General features: G+C 65.1%; 11 protein-coding genes. 4 read left to right on the top strand and 7 right to left on the bottom strand.

Annotated features, from left to right (window positions below):
- The first annotated feature begins 42 nt into the window (after positions 1–42).
- Positions 43–2739, top strand: coding sequence for a bifunctional acetate--CoA ligase family protein/GNAT family N-acetyltransferase (locus AC1Q7H_RS19690; protein ID WP_492381586.1), 2697 nt, complete (start codon positions 43–45; stop codon positions 2737–2739).
- Positions 2740–2885: 146 nt separating this feature from the next.
- Positions 2886–3611: a carboxypeptidase-like regulatory domain-containing protein gene (locus AC1Q7H_RS19685; RefSeq protein ID WP_492381585.1), complete on the top strand. Its 726-nt coding sequence runs from the start codon at positions 2886–2888 to the stop codon at positions 3609–3611.
- A 240-nt stretch (positions 3612–3851) separates the two neighbouring features.
- On the opposite strand, the gene AC1Q7H_RS19680 is transcribed toward AC1Q7H_RS19685, so the two are convergent.
- Positions 3852–4385, bottom strand: coding sequence for a hypothetical protein (locus AC1Q7H_RS19680; protein WP_211982965.1), 534 nt, complete (start codon positions 4383–4385; stop codon positions 3852–3854).
- A gap of 553 nt (positions 4386–4938) precedes the next feature.
- Here AC1Q7H_RS19680 and AC1Q7H_RS19675 point away from each other — a divergent pair.
- Complete coding sequence (locus tag AC1Q7H_RS19675) at positions 4939–5184, top strand: response regulator (protein WP_228772452.1); 246 nt, start codon at positions 4939–4941, stop codon at positions 5182–5184.
- 30 nt (positions 5185–5214) lie between these two features.
- Here AC1Q7H_RS19675 and AC1Q7H_RS19670 read toward each other — a convergent pair whose 3' ends face one another.
- From AC1Q7H_RS19670 to AC1Q7H_RS19655, 4 genes are all read right to left on the bottom strand, one after another.
- Positions 5215–5862, bottom strand: coding sequence for a response regulator (locus tag AC1Q7H_RS19670; protein ID WP_211982963.1), 648 nt, complete (start codon positions 5860–5862; stop codon positions 5215–5217).
- Positions 5863–6319: 457 nt separating this feature from the next.
- Positions 6320–8005 (bottom strand): PAS domain-containing sensor histidine kinase, encoded by a 1686-nt coding sequence (locus tag AC1Q7H_RS19665; protein ID WP_492381623.1) that lies wholly within the window; start codon positions 8003–8005, stop codon positions 6320–6322.
- A 396-nt stretch (positions 8006–8401) separates the two neighbouring features.
- Positions 8402–9244 carry a universal stress protein gene (locus AC1Q7H_RS19660; protein WP_492381584.1) on the bottom strand — a complete coding sequence of 281 codons (843 nt, stop codon included), beginning with the start codon at positions 9242–9244 and terminating at the stop codon, positions 8402–8404.
- A gap of 59 nt (positions 9245–9303) precedes the next feature.
- Positions 9304–10662 (bottom strand): MBL fold metallo-hydrolase RNA specificity domain-containing protein, encoded by a 1359-nt coding sequence (locus AC1Q7H_RS19655; protein ID WP_492381583.1) that lies wholly within the window; start codon positions 10660–10662, stop codon positions 9304–9306.
- Positions 10663–10886: 224 nt separating this feature from the next.
- Here AC1Q7H_RS19655 and AC1Q7H_RS19650 point away from each other — a divergent pair, with 224 nt between their 5' ends.
- Complete coding sequence (locus AC1Q7H_RS19650) at positions 10887–13601, top strand: cation-translocating P-type ATPase (RefSeq protein WP_492381582.1); 2715 nt, start codon at positions 10887–10889, stop codon at positions 13599–13601.
- Between the two features lie 181 nt (positions 13602–13782).
- Here AC1Q7H_RS19650 and AC1Q7H_RS19645 read toward each other — a convergent pair whose 3' ends face one another.
- A complete protein-coding gene (locus tag AC1Q7H_RS19645) occupies positions 13783–14256 on the bottom strand; it encodes an NUDIX domain-containing protein (protein ID WP_249221419.1) in 474 nt (157 codons plus the stop codon).
- Positions 14257–14528: 272 nt separating this feature from the next.
- Positions 14529–15362, bottom strand: coding sequence for a universal stress protein (locus tag AC1Q7H_RS19640; RefSeq protein WP_492381581.1), 834 nt, complete (start codon positions 15360–15362; stop codon positions 14529–14531).
- Positions 15363–15572 lie beyond the last annotated feature (210 nt).

The raw sequence follows: 15572 nt of genomic DNA, 5'->3' as shown, positions 1-15572 counted from the left end.
CCGGGACGCAGGTGGTGCCGGCAGTTGCCAGGAGAGCCAGCCATGACAGTTCGTAACCTCAATGCCCTGTTCCGTCCGCGCTCGGTCGCGCTCATCGGCGCGACGCTGCGGCCGCATAGCGTGGGGGCAACCGTGCTGGCGAACCTGTCCGCGGGCGCCTTCACCGGCCAGCTGTACCTGGTCAACCCGAAGTATGCGACGCTGGCGGGCCAACCCTGTTACGCGCGCGTCGGCGCGTTGCCGGCGGCGCCGGACCTGGCGGTGCTGTGCACGCCCGCACCCACCATCCCGGTTCTCATCGCCGAGCTCGGCGCCGCCGGCACGCGCGCGGCCATCGTGCTGACCGCCGGCTTCGAGGGGCCCGAGGACAGCGCCGGAGGCGCCTTGCGGCAAGCCATGCTCGACGCTGCGCGGCCCCATCTGCTCAGGATTCTCGGGCCGAACTGCGTCGGGCTGATCGCTTCGGGGATCGGCCTCAATGCCAGCTTCGCACCCGGCACGGCCCGGCAAGGCAAGCTGGCATTCGCCACGCAATCCGGCGCGCTGGCCACCGCCGTGCTGGACTGGTCGCGCTCGCGGCAGATCGGCTTTTCCCATTTCATCTCGCTGGGCAACAGTGCCGATGTGGACGCGGCCGACGTACTCGACTACCTGGCCAGCGACGCCGGGACGCAGGCCATCCTGCTCTACGTCGAAGCGATCCGCCACGGCGCCAGGTTCATGTCCGCGGCGCGCGCCGCCGCCCGCAACAAGCCGGTGCTGGTCGTCAAGGGCGGGCGCTCGGCGCAGGCGGCACGCGCCGCCGCGTCCCATACCGGCGCCATGGCGGGTGCCGACGACGTCTACGACGCCGCCATCCGTCGTGCCGGCATGCTGCGCGTGGACAGCACCGAGAGTCTGTTCGACGCCGTCGAGATGCTTGCCCGCATGCGCGGGCTGCGTGGCGAGCGCCTCGCCATCCTGACCAATGGCGGCGGCGCCGGCGTGATGGCGACGGATGCGCTGGCGGATGCCGGCGGGACCCTGGCGCGCCTGTCAGACCAGACCCTGACCCGGCTGGACACCGTGCTGCCCGCCACCTGGCCGCGCGCGAATCCAATCGACATCATCGGCGACGCGCCCGTCAAGCGCTACCTGCAGGCCTACGCCATCCTGTGCGAGGCGCCCGAGGTTGACGCTGTATTGATGATCCATGCACCCACGGCCATCGTGCCGGCCGCCGAGATCGCGGCCGCGCTCGTCGGCGCGCCGTCCGGCGGCAAGCCGCTGCTGACAGCATGGCTCGGGGCGGATGCCGTGCAGCAGGCACGCCGCTTGTGCCAACATGCCGGCGTACCGACCTTCGACACCCCGGAGCGGGCAGTGCGCGGCTTCCTGCAGGCCTGCGAATACCACAGGAACCAGCAGTTGCTGATGCGCACGCCGCCCGCAGACGGCATGTACACGCCGGCTGACAAGAACCAGGTACGCACGATCATCGGCAATGCCCTGCGCGCCGGCAGGGCGTTGCTGACCGAGCCGGAGGCCAAAGCCGCGCTGGCCGCCTATGGCGTCCCCGTGGTCGCGACCCGGACCGCGGCAAGCGTCGATGAGGCTGTCGACCAGGCCACACGGATAGGCTATCCGGTCGCGCTCAAGATCCTGTCCCCGGACATCACGCACAAGTCTGCCGCGGGCGGCGTTGCACTGGACCTCGCCGACGCCGCCGCGGTGCGCAGCGCCGGCAGCGCCATGCTCGAGCGGATCTGGCAGCAAGCCCCGGAGGCACGGGTGGAAGGCTTTACCGTCCAGCCGATGGTCGGGCACGGCGATGGCTTCGAGCTAATCGTCGGCGCCGCCACCGATCCCGTGTTCGGCCCCGTCTTGCTATTCGGCCATGGCGGCGTCAACACCGAACGCATCGGCGACCATGCGGTTGCGCTGCCGCCGCTCGACGCGCTGCTCGCGCAAGACCTGGTGTCGCGCACCCGCATCGGGCGCCTGCTGGAAGGCTGGCACGGACACCCGGGTGTCGACGGGGACGGCTTGCTCCAGGTACTGGTACAGGTATCACGCCTGGTCTGCGATATTCCCGAGATCGCCGAGCTTGATATCAATCCTCTGCTGGCGAGCGCGACAGGCGTCATCGCGCTCGATGCCCGCATCGCCATCAGGGCGCCGGCGCCGGGCACGCGCCCGCGGCTGGCCATCCAACCCTATCCGGAAGCGCTGGAGGAACGCGTCGAGCAGGACGGCCGCACCATTGTGCTGCGGCCCGTGCGCCCCGCCGACGAAGCAGCCTACCAGGCTTACTTCCGCCAGCTGACGCCGGAAGATGTCCATGCACGCTACTTCTGCACGTTCCGCGAGCCGGAACACAGCCAGTTGGCAAGGCTCACGCAGATCGACTACACGCGTGAGATGGCGTTCATCGCGACGACTACCGATGCGTGTGGCCAGACCTCCATCCTGGGGGAGGTCCGGGCCGTTGCCGATCCGGACAATCTCCAGGCGGAGTTCGGCATCGCCGTGCGCTCGGACTGCAAGGGGCAAGGACTGGGAAAGCTGCTGCTCGAGAAGATGATCCGCTATGCGCGCGCAAAGCGCATCGGCGCGCTGGTGGGCTGCACCATGCATGACAACCGGCCCATGCTGACTCTGGCGCGCGCCTGCGGCTTCAGGACCAGCACCGCGGCCGGCGTCGATGGCGTCAACCTGCACCTTGCGCTCGGCGAAGAGGATGCCGGCGTTCTCGCTTAGGGTTGCGGCATCGCAATCGGCGCGCGCGGCTGCCGGTCTACGCTGGTAGCAGGCGAGCAGGCTGCTCGCTGCCTGCAAGCGGCACCTGCGGCAGACGGCGGCGGCAGCTCCACTCCTTTCATCAACCCGTGGGGAGCTGTCCTACCATGAATCTTCAACGTATCCCTGGCTGCCGGGCCCTGCTGCTGGCGGCCCTCCTCTGTGCCGGCACTGCGCCGGCGCTTGCCCAGCCCGATACGTCGCCGGCCGCGCCGCCACGGCCCCGCGAGGCAGTCCGCGGCGCAGACCTGCTCGCCGAGGCGGAGCGTGCCGACATTTGCGCAAGACTGCGCAGCGCCACGTCCGCGCAGGAGCGCCAGGCGATCATGCAGCGCACTCACGACCTGATCGCGACGCGCGCCAGCGAGCGCGGCGTCACGCTGCGCCACGGCGGGTCTGGCAACCGGCGTATGGGGATGAACGACCGCTTTGGCAGCCGCTACGGCATGGACTGCAGTCCGCGCGCGGCGGGAGCGACCGCTGCGGATGGCATGCCGGCGCCCAGGGACGCCGATGGCGTTCGCTACCTGACCGGGGGTGTCGGCCAGGACGAGGCGGCTTACCTGCGCAAGGCCAGCGGCGACTACAGCCTGCGGCTCACTTTCACCGGAAGCGGCGGTCAATACCTCGCTGGTGTCGACACGTATATCTATGACAGCCGCGGCAAACAGCGCTTCGCGGCCGTGTCCGATGGTCCGTTCCTGTTCGTCCAGCTGCCGCCAGGCCGCTATCGCGTCGTCGCCAGCGCGGATGGCAAGGAGCGCGAGCAGACGCTGGTGGTGCCGGCTAAGGGCGGCGTGTCCCGCACGATGCGCTGGACGCCTGCCTCATAGCCATTGGTCCCCAGGGATCCCGGTCTTGGCCGGGTGGCGGCGTACCCGCCAGGTGATCCGGATGCCTGCGCGCCTACCGCCGCGCGCCGGCAATGCCAACGCGAATTGCCATGCCTTCGTCATGGCCGCCGGCGAGCAAGGCGTTGGCAATTTCGATCGCCTTTCCGCGCACTGCCGGCGGCAGCCGCTTCATTGAAGCAAGATATCGGTCAGCATACCAAGGCATCGCAGGCTCCCCCTTCACCCGCCTCGGTAGCAGCCACCGGTGCCAACGCCCTGCGCGCGCCGCAGCGCGTGGCGCTGGGTCCCAGTCTGCGCCGGCGCGACAGGGAAATCCCCTGGCAGGCGCAGCATCAACGACGGTCCGGTGCCATCCGGGCGCACGCGCACGGAGCGGCATTCGATCGCGCCTGCGGAGCGGACCAGCGCGCGATAGTCGCCTGGCGGCAGGCGCAGGTACAGCAGCGGCCCTTCACTCATCACTAGCAGCACTATCTCGCGCCGCGCATCGAACAGGGTCACGGTGACGTCAGACAAGCTGCTGCCATCGACTTCGTTCACAAAGTGCAGATGAACGTTGAAGCGGCCGGCAATGCTGCGCATGGCTGCTACCTGGTCCACCCCGATTCCGCCGGAGACGTAGTCGATGCCATTCATGTTATGAACCGCCGGCGCCGCCGGAACCACGGGCGACTCCACCGAAGCAGCGCCCGCGGGGATGGCAATGAATGGACCCGCACAGAGCAGGCAGGCGGCAAGCGCCATCGCGCGCATGGGAATCTCCTAAGACAAGCCGGTCGCCGACAGGCATCGGTTGCGCCGGTGATGTCATCCAGAGTAGGTGCGCAGGAGGGCGCGATCTTGGGCTACATCAAGACACGGCCACATCCGTCAGTGCGGGGGTGCTGGAACTGGCGATCACGGTCGGCGCGGTGGCTCTTGTGGCGGCGGCAATTAAGCTGGGCGGGGTCCTAGGCAAGACCTAGGCCGCGCAAGCTGACGTCTCGCGGCGCAGGTACATTGACTTCCCTGAAAATCCGAGCCGCCATCCAACCCGGATCAATGGACATTGCTGCGAGCTGTCAGGGATTACTGACACGGCCTTCTGCCGCCCTGACGCCACTCTCAGCCGCCTCCTATATTCTGCCAAATAGGCGGCGGTCATACTGGCCACATGCCAGACAGTATCCAACCCAAGGTCCTCACTGTGTACCTGCTCGAGCATGCGAATGCGATCCGAAGCAGGCAGCTTGGCATCTTCGCACGATTGCCTCGCATACGAATTGCAGGGTCGGGCGCTAGCGCCATCATGGAGCTGACTAGACTCATGCGTCATCGCCCCGACGTTGTCGTGATCGGCTTGCGCACCGCAAGTGGCGGCGCGATCCAGGAGGTGAGGATACTCAGGTCAGCCATCCCAGATGCCATCGTGATCGTGCTGAGCGACGCCCTCAGCCTGCCGCTGCGGCGCGCTTGCCTGCGGGCAGGCGCGAGCTACTGCTTTGACAGGACGCTGGAACTAGACGCGCTGCGCTTGGCGCTGACCGGGCTAGGGACCGCCTCAACATCATAATGCCAGGGCGAGTTCAACTACACGCGACTGCTACAGGTCGGCGTCGTCGTCGAACAGATGGTTCCGCATAGCATACCGCAGCAGCATGGCCTCATTGGGCATTTGCATCTTTTCCATGAGGCGCATCTTGTAAGTGCTAACGGTCTTGGCGCTGACACACAGTGCCATGGCGATCGCCGTGATGGGCTCGCCCAGCACCAGCCGCCGGTACACTTCCAGCTCGCGGTCCGACAGCCGCAGGTGGGGCAAGTCATCGCTCTGATCCTTCAGGCCGCTTGCCAGTTTTGCTGCAATTCCCTGACTCACATAGGTACCACCCCGCGCTACCTGTCCGATGGCGGACACCAGCTCCGTGGCCGCGCTTTCCTTGGTCAGGTAGCCTGCCGCTCCGGCCTGGAACGCACGGACGATATATTGCTCTTCCGCATGCATCGTCAACACGAGGATGCGCAAGGCCGGCGCTTCGGTGCGTAGTAGGCGGATCAACTCCAGACCGCTCCTGCCAGGCATGGACAGATCAAGGAGCAAGACCTGCGGACTGCATTCCCTCACCATTCTTGGTACTTGCGCACCGTCAGCCGCTTCGGCAACCACCTGAAACGACCCCGCCCGTTCCAGGATGTGCCTTAAGCCGTCTCGCACGACGGCGTGGTCGTCCGCAATCATCACGCGTGTCATGCATGGTCTCCCTGTTCATGTGAGAAGAAAACAATCACGCGGAAGGCCCCTCTTCCCACGAGTTCCGCAGAGCGCATCGCCGCGACGGAACCTTCAGCGATTTTCCCTTTCCCATCGAACCGGTTGGCCGGCAGCAGGCTCTCATTGCCGTTAACATGCCAATGGACTATAGAGTCTGTGCCGGAGAAGGCAATCCCGCCATGTGCCCGATGCCCCACGATGGCTGGCAAGCCGCCGGCGCCGGGCACTGTTGGCACGACGCAAGCTCGATCGCAATTGGATGCTCATCCATGAGTCACCTAAAGTGCTGTCGATATGACGCCGCGGCCCTACCTTTCGCAGTGGTGCCAACGCCCGGCCACGCGAGTGATTTGCCGGGCGCTTTATGGCGTTCATCCGGGCGGCAGTTTGTCAAGCGTGGGGGATCTCCCCTAGAATCGTGTTGCTTTGGAGCATTTCAAGGCCCTGCCAGGCCGGCGTTCCGTTGCGGGGGGATATCTACCCTCAAGCAAAAGCCCTTCCCGGGAGCACTTTCGATCGATACGGCGCCCCCGAGCAGACGAGACCGCTCCCGGATGCCCAACAGCCCCAGCGACTTGCGCGGCTCGTTGGCGTGTGGCTTCATGTCCCAGCCTGCACCATTGTCCTGTACTCGCAGGCCAACCCGGTCGTCGTCACACACCAGGTGGATCTGCACGCTGGTCGCGTTAGCGTGGCGAACGACGTTGCTCAGTGCCTCCTGCACGATGCGAAACAGCGCGGTCGCCGTCTGCTCCGGGACATCGACGTCGACGCCGTCCACCGTCACCGCCAGACCATACCGGTTGGCAAAATCGTTCGCCAGCCACTCAATGGCGGGCAGCATACCCAGGTCGTCCAGCAGCGCGGGCCGCAGAGCGCTAGCGATACGGCGGACAGAGGCCACCGTGTCGTCAATGACCGCGTTCATGCCTGCGATCTCGTCCAGCAGGCCAACGGTGGGCTTACACTCCTCCACGTCCGTGCCAAGCATGGCTAAGTCCATCTTCAGCGCGCTCAGGCGCTGACCCAGGTCGTCATGGAGTTCGCGCGCGATGCGGCGCTTCTCCTCTTCGCGAGTGGCGAGGATACTGTCGGAAAGCTGCTGCAATTCCTCGCGCGAGCTTCGTAGGGCCTCTTCGGCACTGACGCGCTCAGTAATGTCGCGCAACATCACTGTATACAGCTTGCCGCCACCGTCGACCGTTTGCGAAATAGAGGCCTCGATCGCAAACTCGCTGCCGTTCCGCCGCATGGCGTAGAGCGCCAGGCGTTGACGCCCCATCTGGCGCTCCGATACACCGGTAATCCCAAACCGGCGCACATGCTCCGCGTGGGCGGCGCGGAAGCGCTCAGGAATGAAGTCGCCCAGTGGGCGCCCGATCGCCTGCTCCGCCGGCCAGCCAAACAAGGTTTCGGCCATCGGATTGAACAGCACGACGCGCTGGTCGCTGTCCACAATGATGATCGCCTCCATGGAGGAACGGATGATCCCAGCGAGGCGCGCCTCGCTTTCCCTCACGCGTTGAAGACTGCGCTGCATGGCCTCCTGAGCACGGACGCGCTCGGTAATGTCGCGCAACATCACGGTGTACAGCTTGGTGGCGCCGTGAACAGTTTGCGAGATGGACGCTTCGACCGGAAATTCGCTGCCATCCCGCCGCATAGCGTAGAGCGCCAGGCGTTGAGACCCCATCTGGCGCTCCGAAACGCCAGTAATCCCAAACCGGCGCACATGCTCCGCGTGGGCGGCGCGGAAGCGCTCAGGAATGAAATCGCCCAGTGGGCGGCCAATCGCCTGCGCCGCTGGCCAGCCAAACAAGGCTTCGGCCGTCGGATTGAACAGCACGACGCGCTGGTCGCTGTCCACGGTAATGATCGCTTCCATGGACGAGCGAATGATATCCGCCAAACGCGCTTCGCTTTCTTCCAGTCGTTGACGGCTGCCCCCCGAGACGCGCCTGAGCCTTCTCAGCCTGATCCAATAGAGACCAACAACGAGCCCGATGCCCCCCCCCAATAGCGGCACCAACGGCGCCAAAAGCCCCCGGTGCCGTTCGACGGTAGCCTGCAAAACGAAGGCAAGCACTACGAAGAGGACGACCGCGCCACTGCCAATCGCCATATCGATAGCATAGGAGCGCGGGCTCTCGAACGATAACAGCTGAGCCTTGTCTTTGGGGGCGAATGGGTTAGTCACGCAACGCGCAATGTCTGGCCGATTCCGGGCTTCTTAATCACTTCTGAATAGAATATAGCGCGACGACACGGTCCTGCAAGCCAAAGCTCAATCCGCTCAGCACCTGAGCCGGCGTGTTCCAAGGCTGGATTCTCGTGCTTCTTCGGCGCTTCGGCAGCCGAGCCGCTGTTGTGGGAAGCCGTTTTAGAGACTAGCTCAGGAATCAGCTCGGCGATGTCGGCAACCCGACGTTTGGCTTGCCCGGCAAAGTGCTAGCCAAACGGCGCCCCCGGCACGGCCTCCGCTAACGCACTGCCAGGTCCGACTGGCAGTAATCGCACCTCAGTGCGACATAAAGACTGGAAACGCTGCCTGGCGCAGTAGGGCGCGGGTGGTGCCGCCCAGCACAAGCTCCTTAAGCCGGGAACGGCCATAGCCGCCGGCGACCAGCAGGTCGGCCTGTACCTTGCAAGCAAGTTGCGGCAGAACGTGGTCGGGGTCGCCCTCCCCGAAAACCAGATCGGCATTGATGCCATGGCTGGCCAGCCACGCTGTCAGCCGGTTCCCGCTGTCACGGTAGGCCACTTCCCCAATGGCACCACCATACTTGTCTGGGCTGACCACCAGGACGGAAACAGCACTGGCATGCGCGAGCCACGGCAATGCGTCCGCTACCGCCCGCGCGGCCTCTCTGCCGCCGTTCCATGCGATGGCGACATGGCGACCAAAGCGCGGGCCGGCCGCGCCCGGCACCAGCAAGATGGGCCGGCCGGCATTGAGCATCGCATACTCCGCAACCCCGGCCAGCAGCGCCGGCACATCGGCATCCGCCGACGGCGGCGCGGGCAGGATGAGATCGGCGAAACGGCCCTCGTCGGCAAGCGCCCAGCCGGATTCGGCGTCGATAATGATGTGCCGGGTGGGAATGTCCGGCGACACTTGCCTGGTCAGCGTGTCGAGGGCTTCCTTGTGACCGGCAACCAGTTTGTGCAGCTGGCTGGCGGCAAGCGCCACGTATTGCCCTGCTTCTTCGCCCGCCCCGCGAAACGGCTCCAGGTTTGTTCCAGTTGCAGTCAGTCCGACCACGCTGCCGCCGAATTTCGCGGCAACCCGTGCCGCCGTTTCAATGCGTGCCGACCGGGCAGAATCTTCGCTGAGGTCGACGAGGATGGTTCTAAAGTCCATAACGTGATTCCGGTTTGTCAGACGTGCCCAAAGATGCACATGACAGGCGCCGGGCTGGATCAATCGAGCGGGTAGGACCGCCGATATTCCGGCATGGTGACCGCCCAGCGCAGATCGCGCTCGATGTGCTGGCGCAGCGCATCGCTTGCCTGTGGCTCGCCGTGCACGACAAACGTACGCCGCGGCGGCTGGTGAAAGCCGCCAAGCCAGGTCATGAGTTCCGCGGCATCGGCATGTGCGGACAGGTTCTCCACCTGCTCCACCGACGCATGCACGGCGATGTCCTTGCCATGGACGCGGATGTCGCGCCGCCCTGCGGCCAGCGCTGCGCCGCGCGTACCCGCCGCCTGGAAGCCGGAAAGCAGGATGGTGTTGCGAGGGTCCGGGCCGTAGGCGGCAAGATGGTGGACCACACGACCACCGGTAGCCATGCCGCTGCCAGCCAGGATGATCTTGGGACTTCGGTCGTGGTTCAGCCAGATCGACTGCTCCATGCTTTGCACCGGGGTGGCGAGATTGCAGGCTGCGGCGCACTCTTCGCGGCTGATGCGCAGCTCTTCCGGATGCAGCGAGAAAATCATGGTCGCGTCGATGGCCATCGGGCTGTTGAGGTACACCGGCACGTCGGGGATTCGCTTGAGCTCGCGCAGGCGGTGCAGGCAGTACAGCAAGCTCTGCGTGCGCCCCACCGCGAAAGCGGGGATGATCAAGCTGCCGCCGCGGCCAATTGTCCGGCTGACTATCTCGCCGAGCACATCCAGCGGGTCGTCATCCGGATGCCGCCGGTCGCCATAGGTGGACTCCACCAGCAGGTAATCCGCCTGACGCACCATCTCCGGCGCGCGCATGACGATGTCTTGCTGCCGCCCGAGGTCGCCGGAGAAGACGATGCGCTTGCCGTCGACGAACAACGTGACGATCGCTGCCCCGATGATATGTCCGGCCCGGGCAAACTCGGCCTCTACGCCGGGCACCACCTGGAAGCGCTTGCCGAATTCCATTGGCTGGAGCCGCCGCATTGCTCGTGCAGCGTCGGCGGCAGTGTAAAGCGGCAATGCGGGCCGGTGACGCGAAAAACCCTTGCGGTTCGCGTAATCGGCGTCTTCTTCCGCCAGGTGGGCGCTGTCTGGCAGCAGGATGCCGCACAGCTGCGCGGTGCCCATGGTGCAATACACGCTGCCGCGGAAGCCGTTGCGCACCAGCAGGGGCAAATACCCGCTGTGGTCGATGTGTGCATGGGTCAGCACCACGGCGTCGAGCTTGGCCGGATCAAGCGGCAGTGGGTCCCAATTGCGCAGGCGCAGGGTCTTGTATCCCTGGAACAAGCCGCAGTCGACCATGACTTGGTGACGGCCGGTATCGAGCAGGTACTTGGAGCCGGTGACCGTATCGGTCGCGCCGAGGAATTGCAGTTGCATGCTGGTGTCCTTTGACGCTTGCGCAAAGCCGCTGGCCCCACCACGGGTGCCGCTGGCTGATACAGGCAGTCTAGGAGGGGGAACCGAGTAGTGGTTGATCCGGATCAATCATGTGGACACACGGGTACCTACGCTTGAACAGTGTCCGGCCCCGCCGGCCGCATATGGCGTACGCGCAGGGTGCACACGCCTGGCTCCGCGCCGAGCATCCCTTGGGAAACCTCATGCAAAATCGCTCCAGCGCGTTGCAAACGGATCGCCCCCGATCTCACGAAGAACCTTACGGTACCCGGGATGGCATCGATCCGGCGCACGTCCCTCCCGGCCTGACCACCGCGCAGGCTCGTGCGCGGCTGGCGGAGGTGGGCCGCAATGTGCTGCCTCAGGCGGCCCCGAAGTCGGTTGTCGCGGTGTTTCTGCGCCAGTTCCTCAGTCCGCTTATTTACATCCTCCTGGCCGCGGCGGCGGTGTCGCTTGCATTGGGTGACCTGAAGGATGCACTGTTCATTGGGGCAGTACTGCTGATTAACGGCGTCATCGGCACCGCACAGGAGCATACGGCCGACAAGGCGACCGTGGCGCTGCGCAAGATGGAGCAGCCCCGTGCCACGGTGATCCGGGACGGCGTGCAGCAGGAGATCGACGCAAGTACCCTGGTACCGGGTGACCTGGTGGTGCTGGAAGCCGGCAGCCGAGTGCCGGCCGACCTGGAACTGACCTACGCCATTGACCTGCAGTGCGATGAATCCCTGCTTACCGGCGAATCGTTACCGGTGCGCAAGCTCTCCGCACGTGATCCCAGCAACGCCCCAGCGAGCGCCCGCCAGTGTCTGACCTTCGCCGGCACTGTGGTGCTCCGCGGCAGGGGCCACGGCATCGTGGTGGCAACTGGCCCTGCCACGCAAATTGGCCGGATTGGGCGGGAACTGGGCCGCGAATCCATCTCGCAGCCACCTTTGATTCTCAGGCTCCAGCGTTTTTCTCGACTGATCGCGGTGGCGGTAGGCGTCGCTGTAGCGTTGCTGGTGTTGGTGGGTATGCTGCGCGGCATGGCATTGCGCGAGCTGTTCATGATGTCGGTCGGACTGGCGGTAAGCGCGATCCCCGAAGGACTGCCCGTCGCCATTTCGGTGGCGCTGGCGATCAGCATCCGGCGGATGGCAAAGGCCCACGTGATTGTGCGCAAAATGCCCGCCGTGGAGTCGCTTGGCTCCTGCACCATGATCGCCACCGACAAGACCGGCACCCTGACCATGAACGAGCTCGTCGTCACGGATATCCGGCTTCCCGGCGGCACGGCGCTGTCCTTCGACGTCGGGCACGACCTGGATGGATGCAAGATCCGCGCCGCCGGCGCCACCGAGCAGGACGCGAGAACGCAGGTAGCGGCCCTGCTGAGGGCCGCGGCGCTGCCAAATGAGGCGCAACTATCCAGGGAGCGCGACGGCTGGACTGGCACCGGGGACAGCGTGGACGTGGCGCTGCTGGCCGCGGCGCACAAGGGAGGCACCGTAGCCAATGAGGTCCGACAGCGGTACCCCTTGGTGGCCCGTATCCCCTATGAGCCAGACCTGCGGTACGCGGCCTCGTTCCACCGGCACGAAGAGACGATCCGCGTGTTCGTCAAGGGAGCGCCCGAGACGCTGATCGCCATGTGCGACCAGGCGGATGTTCGCGGCCATGCCGTGCCGATCCGGCGCGAGGCACTGCTTCGGGAAAAGACAGCGCTGGCCGCGCAAGGACTACGCGTGCTGGCGTTCGCTGAAGGCACGATTGATGCGGAGCCGGACGGGTCCTATGGACACGGGCACCTGGTCAATCTGACCTTTCTGGGAATGGCAGGCATGAAGGATCCGGTTCGTCCAGAGGTCCCCGAGGCTATCCGACGCTGCTACAGCGCCGGCATCGACGTGGCGATGGTGACTGGCGACGATCCGTTGACGGCCAGCGCAATTGGCGCACAGGCGGGGCTGCGCTTTAACGCGGACCAGGTCGTGACGGGCGAGCAGGTGCGCCAGGCCGAGAGCGAGGGGCCGCACGGACTCGACCAACTGACCCGCCGTGCGCGCATCTACGCCCGCGTCAGTCCGGACCAGAAGCTGTCCATTGTCCTGTCGCTGGCAAGAACCGGCCATTTCGTGGCAGTCACTGGCGACGGCGTCAACGACGCTCCTGCGCTCAAGCACGCACACGTCGGTGTGGCCATGGGCCGAAAGGGAACTGAAGTGGCGAAGCAAAGCGCAGACATTGTCCTCACCGATGACAACTTTGCGTCCATCGTCAACGGCATCCATGAAGGCAGGGTGGCGTACGCGAACATTCGAAAAGTCATCTTTATGGTGGTTTCCACGGGCGCGGCCGAAATGGTTCTGTTTCTGCTGGCGATTCCCCTGGGTCTGCCAATGCCATTGCTGCCGGTGCAGCTGCTGTGGCTCAACCTCGTGACCAATGGCATCCAGGACGTGGCTCTGGCTACCGAGCACGCGGAGGGCGATGAACTGTCGTATCCGGCGCGCAAGCCCCGGGAACCGATCTTTGACCGCGTAATGATCCGCCGCATCTGCTATTCGACTCTAGTCATGGGCGTAGGGGGATTCGCAACTTTCTACTGGTTGCTCGACCGCGGCTATCCCATCGACGAGGCACGCAACCAATTGCTGCTGCTGTTTGTGCTGTTTGAGAACTTGCAGACGTTTAATAGCCGTTCGGAGCGCCACTCCGTATTCCGACAGGGGGTCTTCGCCAATCCGATGCTGGTGGCCAGCGTACTGGCCGCCCAGTCATTCCATATTGTTGCCATGTACATACCTGGGTTAAGCGACACGCTCAGTCTCACACCTGTGTCGGCTACGACGTGGGCCGGGCTGTTGTCGCTCGCGCTGACATTGACGATTGCGGTGGAGCTGGACAAGTGGTGCAGCCGGCGGTGCAAGCTGTAGCGCAGAGACCGGTGCTCGCCCACTCGCGGCGCTGACCTTTGCCCCCATGGGTGCGGGCAGACTGGCCGGCGCCGCCGTTCTGACGATCCGTCCCTGAAGTCGACGAATCCCTGCAAGGGCTGCAAACCCTCAGATCTCTGGAATCGTCCGCATGCGTCACTTGAAAGAGAAGGCGGAGGCGCTACTCCATTGGCGCCGGACCCGACGCCCCTTCAGGAGGGTCTCTCGCGACTTTCATTCCGACCATCCTCCGCGCCCACTCAAGTACAGGCAACAGCCGGGGCGGCAAGTGCTGCTCAGCTTCAGCAAAAGATACCCAGCGGAATTCATGGTGTTCCGGCCGGCCCAGTTCCGGGCTAATCGGCAAGACAACGTCGCCCCGGGCCGAAACCGCCAGATAATAGCGAGCCACCTTGCTGCCGCGGTTGTAGGGCTCGGTTTCGCAGTACTGCTCGCCCCACCGAAACTGCAGCCTTGTCAGGCCGGTTTCCTCTTCGGTCTCGCGCAATGCCGCCCCCAGTTCGGTCTCCTCTGGTTCAGGCAACCCCTTGGGGAAATCCCAATTTCGGTAGGCACGTAGAATGAGACAACGCCATTCGCCCGCCTCCGGCCGCAGCACAACCACGCCCGCCGATCGCTTCATTTGATGCGACATCCCGGCCTCGCCCTATTCCTATTCCCCTCTAGGGGAAGAACCGCGCTTGCGTGCTGTGGCCGACCTGGAACGCGCCCACCGACGCCGGCGCGCTGCTGGAGATCGCGGACCGCACTCGCTGCGACCCCATACCATTGCCTATTTGCTTGAACATGCACGCGACCGTCACGCCGGTCCACAGCTCGATTTGCCGAAGCTCGGAAGGTATCCCCGCCATCGCCATTGCGGCCTGCTCGAAGCGACCCTCTACACGCCGGCGGTCCAGGCGGAGGTCAGTGCGACATCAATACGGGAACGGTCAAGGACGCCAGCAACGTGCGCGTCACACCGCCGAGCACCAGCTCGCGCACGTGGCCATGGCTGTAGGCCCCCATGACGATCAGGTCAGCATTGAAATCTGCCGTGCGAGAAAGCAGCAACTCGCCGATGGTCAGATCGGAGCCCCCGGTACCGTGCTCGACCTCTACGGCAACGCCGTAGCGCATCAGCGTCCGGGCCGCGTGGCTGCAAGGCGTTGCGTCCACGCGCATCTCCTTGGACGTGGTTTGCACGTTCAGGATCCTGACCTGCGCGCCGGCGAGGAGCGGAATGGAGTCGTGCAGGGCCCTTGTCGCTTCCCGGCTACCATTCCATGCCAGCATGACCCGCGTCCCCACCGTTGGGAATACCCCCGCCAACGGAATCACGAGCACCGGCCTGCCGGCTTCAAGTATCAAAGATTCCAAAAACTGATGCGCGACGAAGCTGCCGGGATCGCTCGGATCGTACTGTCCGGCAACGATAAGGCCGGCTTCGCGGGCTTCGCGCAGCGCCATCGCCACAGGCTCGCCCTCCACCGCACGCCACTCCGTTTCCACTGACAGCTCGCTCACTGCGGCCTCGAACCGGCGTCGCACCTCGTCGCGTACCTGGTGGCGCCGCTCGCGATCCTCGGCCATGAACTGCTCAGTACCTTGCATAGCATAGACCCACGCGGGAGCCATGAACCCTGCAAACAGCCCAATCAGCCGGCATTCGTTGGCCACGGCCAGACGGGCGGCGAGCTCCAGGCGCCGCGCTGCGCTCTGGCTGGCATCGAGGTGCACTAAAATGCTTTCATAGCGCATGGCTGTACTCCGTCGGCCTGGATGGTCCTGGATTCACTCTAGGTTGTGATGCCCAAGGACGGTTGATGGAGATCAGTGGCGCCTTCGATTGTCCGGGACGTCCAAATTGCTCGAGATTGCGATAACCGGAACGGGGCGAGCTGCAGCCAGCAAGGGCATCGCCTGGGCGCCCACGCGCCCACGCGCCCACGCCTGACACGATTTTACATA

Source organism: Cupriavidus sp. GW823-FHT06D04, assembly GCF_058795055.1.
This window is presented reverse-complemented; position numbering and strand designations above follow the sequence as displayed.

Bases quoted from the DNA above. Each gene is read 5' to 3' on its own strand.
- AC1Q7H_RS19690 (WP_492381586.1), top strand. From the start codon at position 43: ATGACAGTTCGTAACCTCAATGCCCTGTTCCGTCCGCGCTCGGTCGCG.
- AC1Q7H_RS19685 (WP_492381585.1), top strand. From the start codon at position 2,886: ATGAATCTTCAACGTATCCCTGGCTGCCGGGCCCTGCTGCTGGCGGCC.
- AC1Q7H_RS19680 (WP_211982965.1), bottom strand. From the start codon at position 4,385: ATGCGCGCGATGGCGCTTGCCGCCTGCCTGCTCTGTGCGGGTCCATTC.
- AC1Q7H_RS19675 (WP_228772452.1), top strand. From the start codon at position 4,939: ATGCGTCATCGCCCCGACGTTGTCGTGATCGGCTTGCGCACCGCAAGT.
- AC1Q7H_RS19670 (WP_211982963.1), bottom strand. From the start codon at position 5,862: ATGACACGCGTGATGATTGCGGACGACCACGCCGTCGTGCGAGACGGC.
- AC1Q7H_RS19665 (WP_492381623.1), bottom strand. From the start codon at position 8,005: ATGGCGATTGGCAGTGGCGCGGTCGTCCTCTTCGTAGTGCTTGCCTTC.
- AC1Q7H_RS19660 (WP_492381584.1), bottom strand. From the start codon at position 9,244: ATGGACTTTAGAACCATCCTCGTCGACCTCAGCGAAGATTCTGCCCGG.
- AC1Q7H_RS19655 (WP_492381583.1), bottom strand. From the start codon at position 10,662: ATGCAACTGCAATTCCTCGGCGCGACCGATACGGTCACCGGCTCCAAG.
- AC1Q7H_RS19650 (WP_492381582.1), top strand. From the start codon at position 10,887: ATGCAAAATCGCTCCAGCGCGTTGCAAACGGATCGCCCCCGATCTCAC.
- AC1Q7H_RS19645 (WP_249221419.1), bottom strand. From the start codon at position 14,256: ATGTCGCATCAAATGAAGCGATCGGCGGGCGTGGTTGTGCTGCGGCCG.
- AC1Q7H_RS19640 (WP_492381581.1), bottom strand. From the start codon at position 15,362: ATGCGCTATGAAAGCATTTTAGTGCACCTCGATGCCAGCCAGAGCGCA.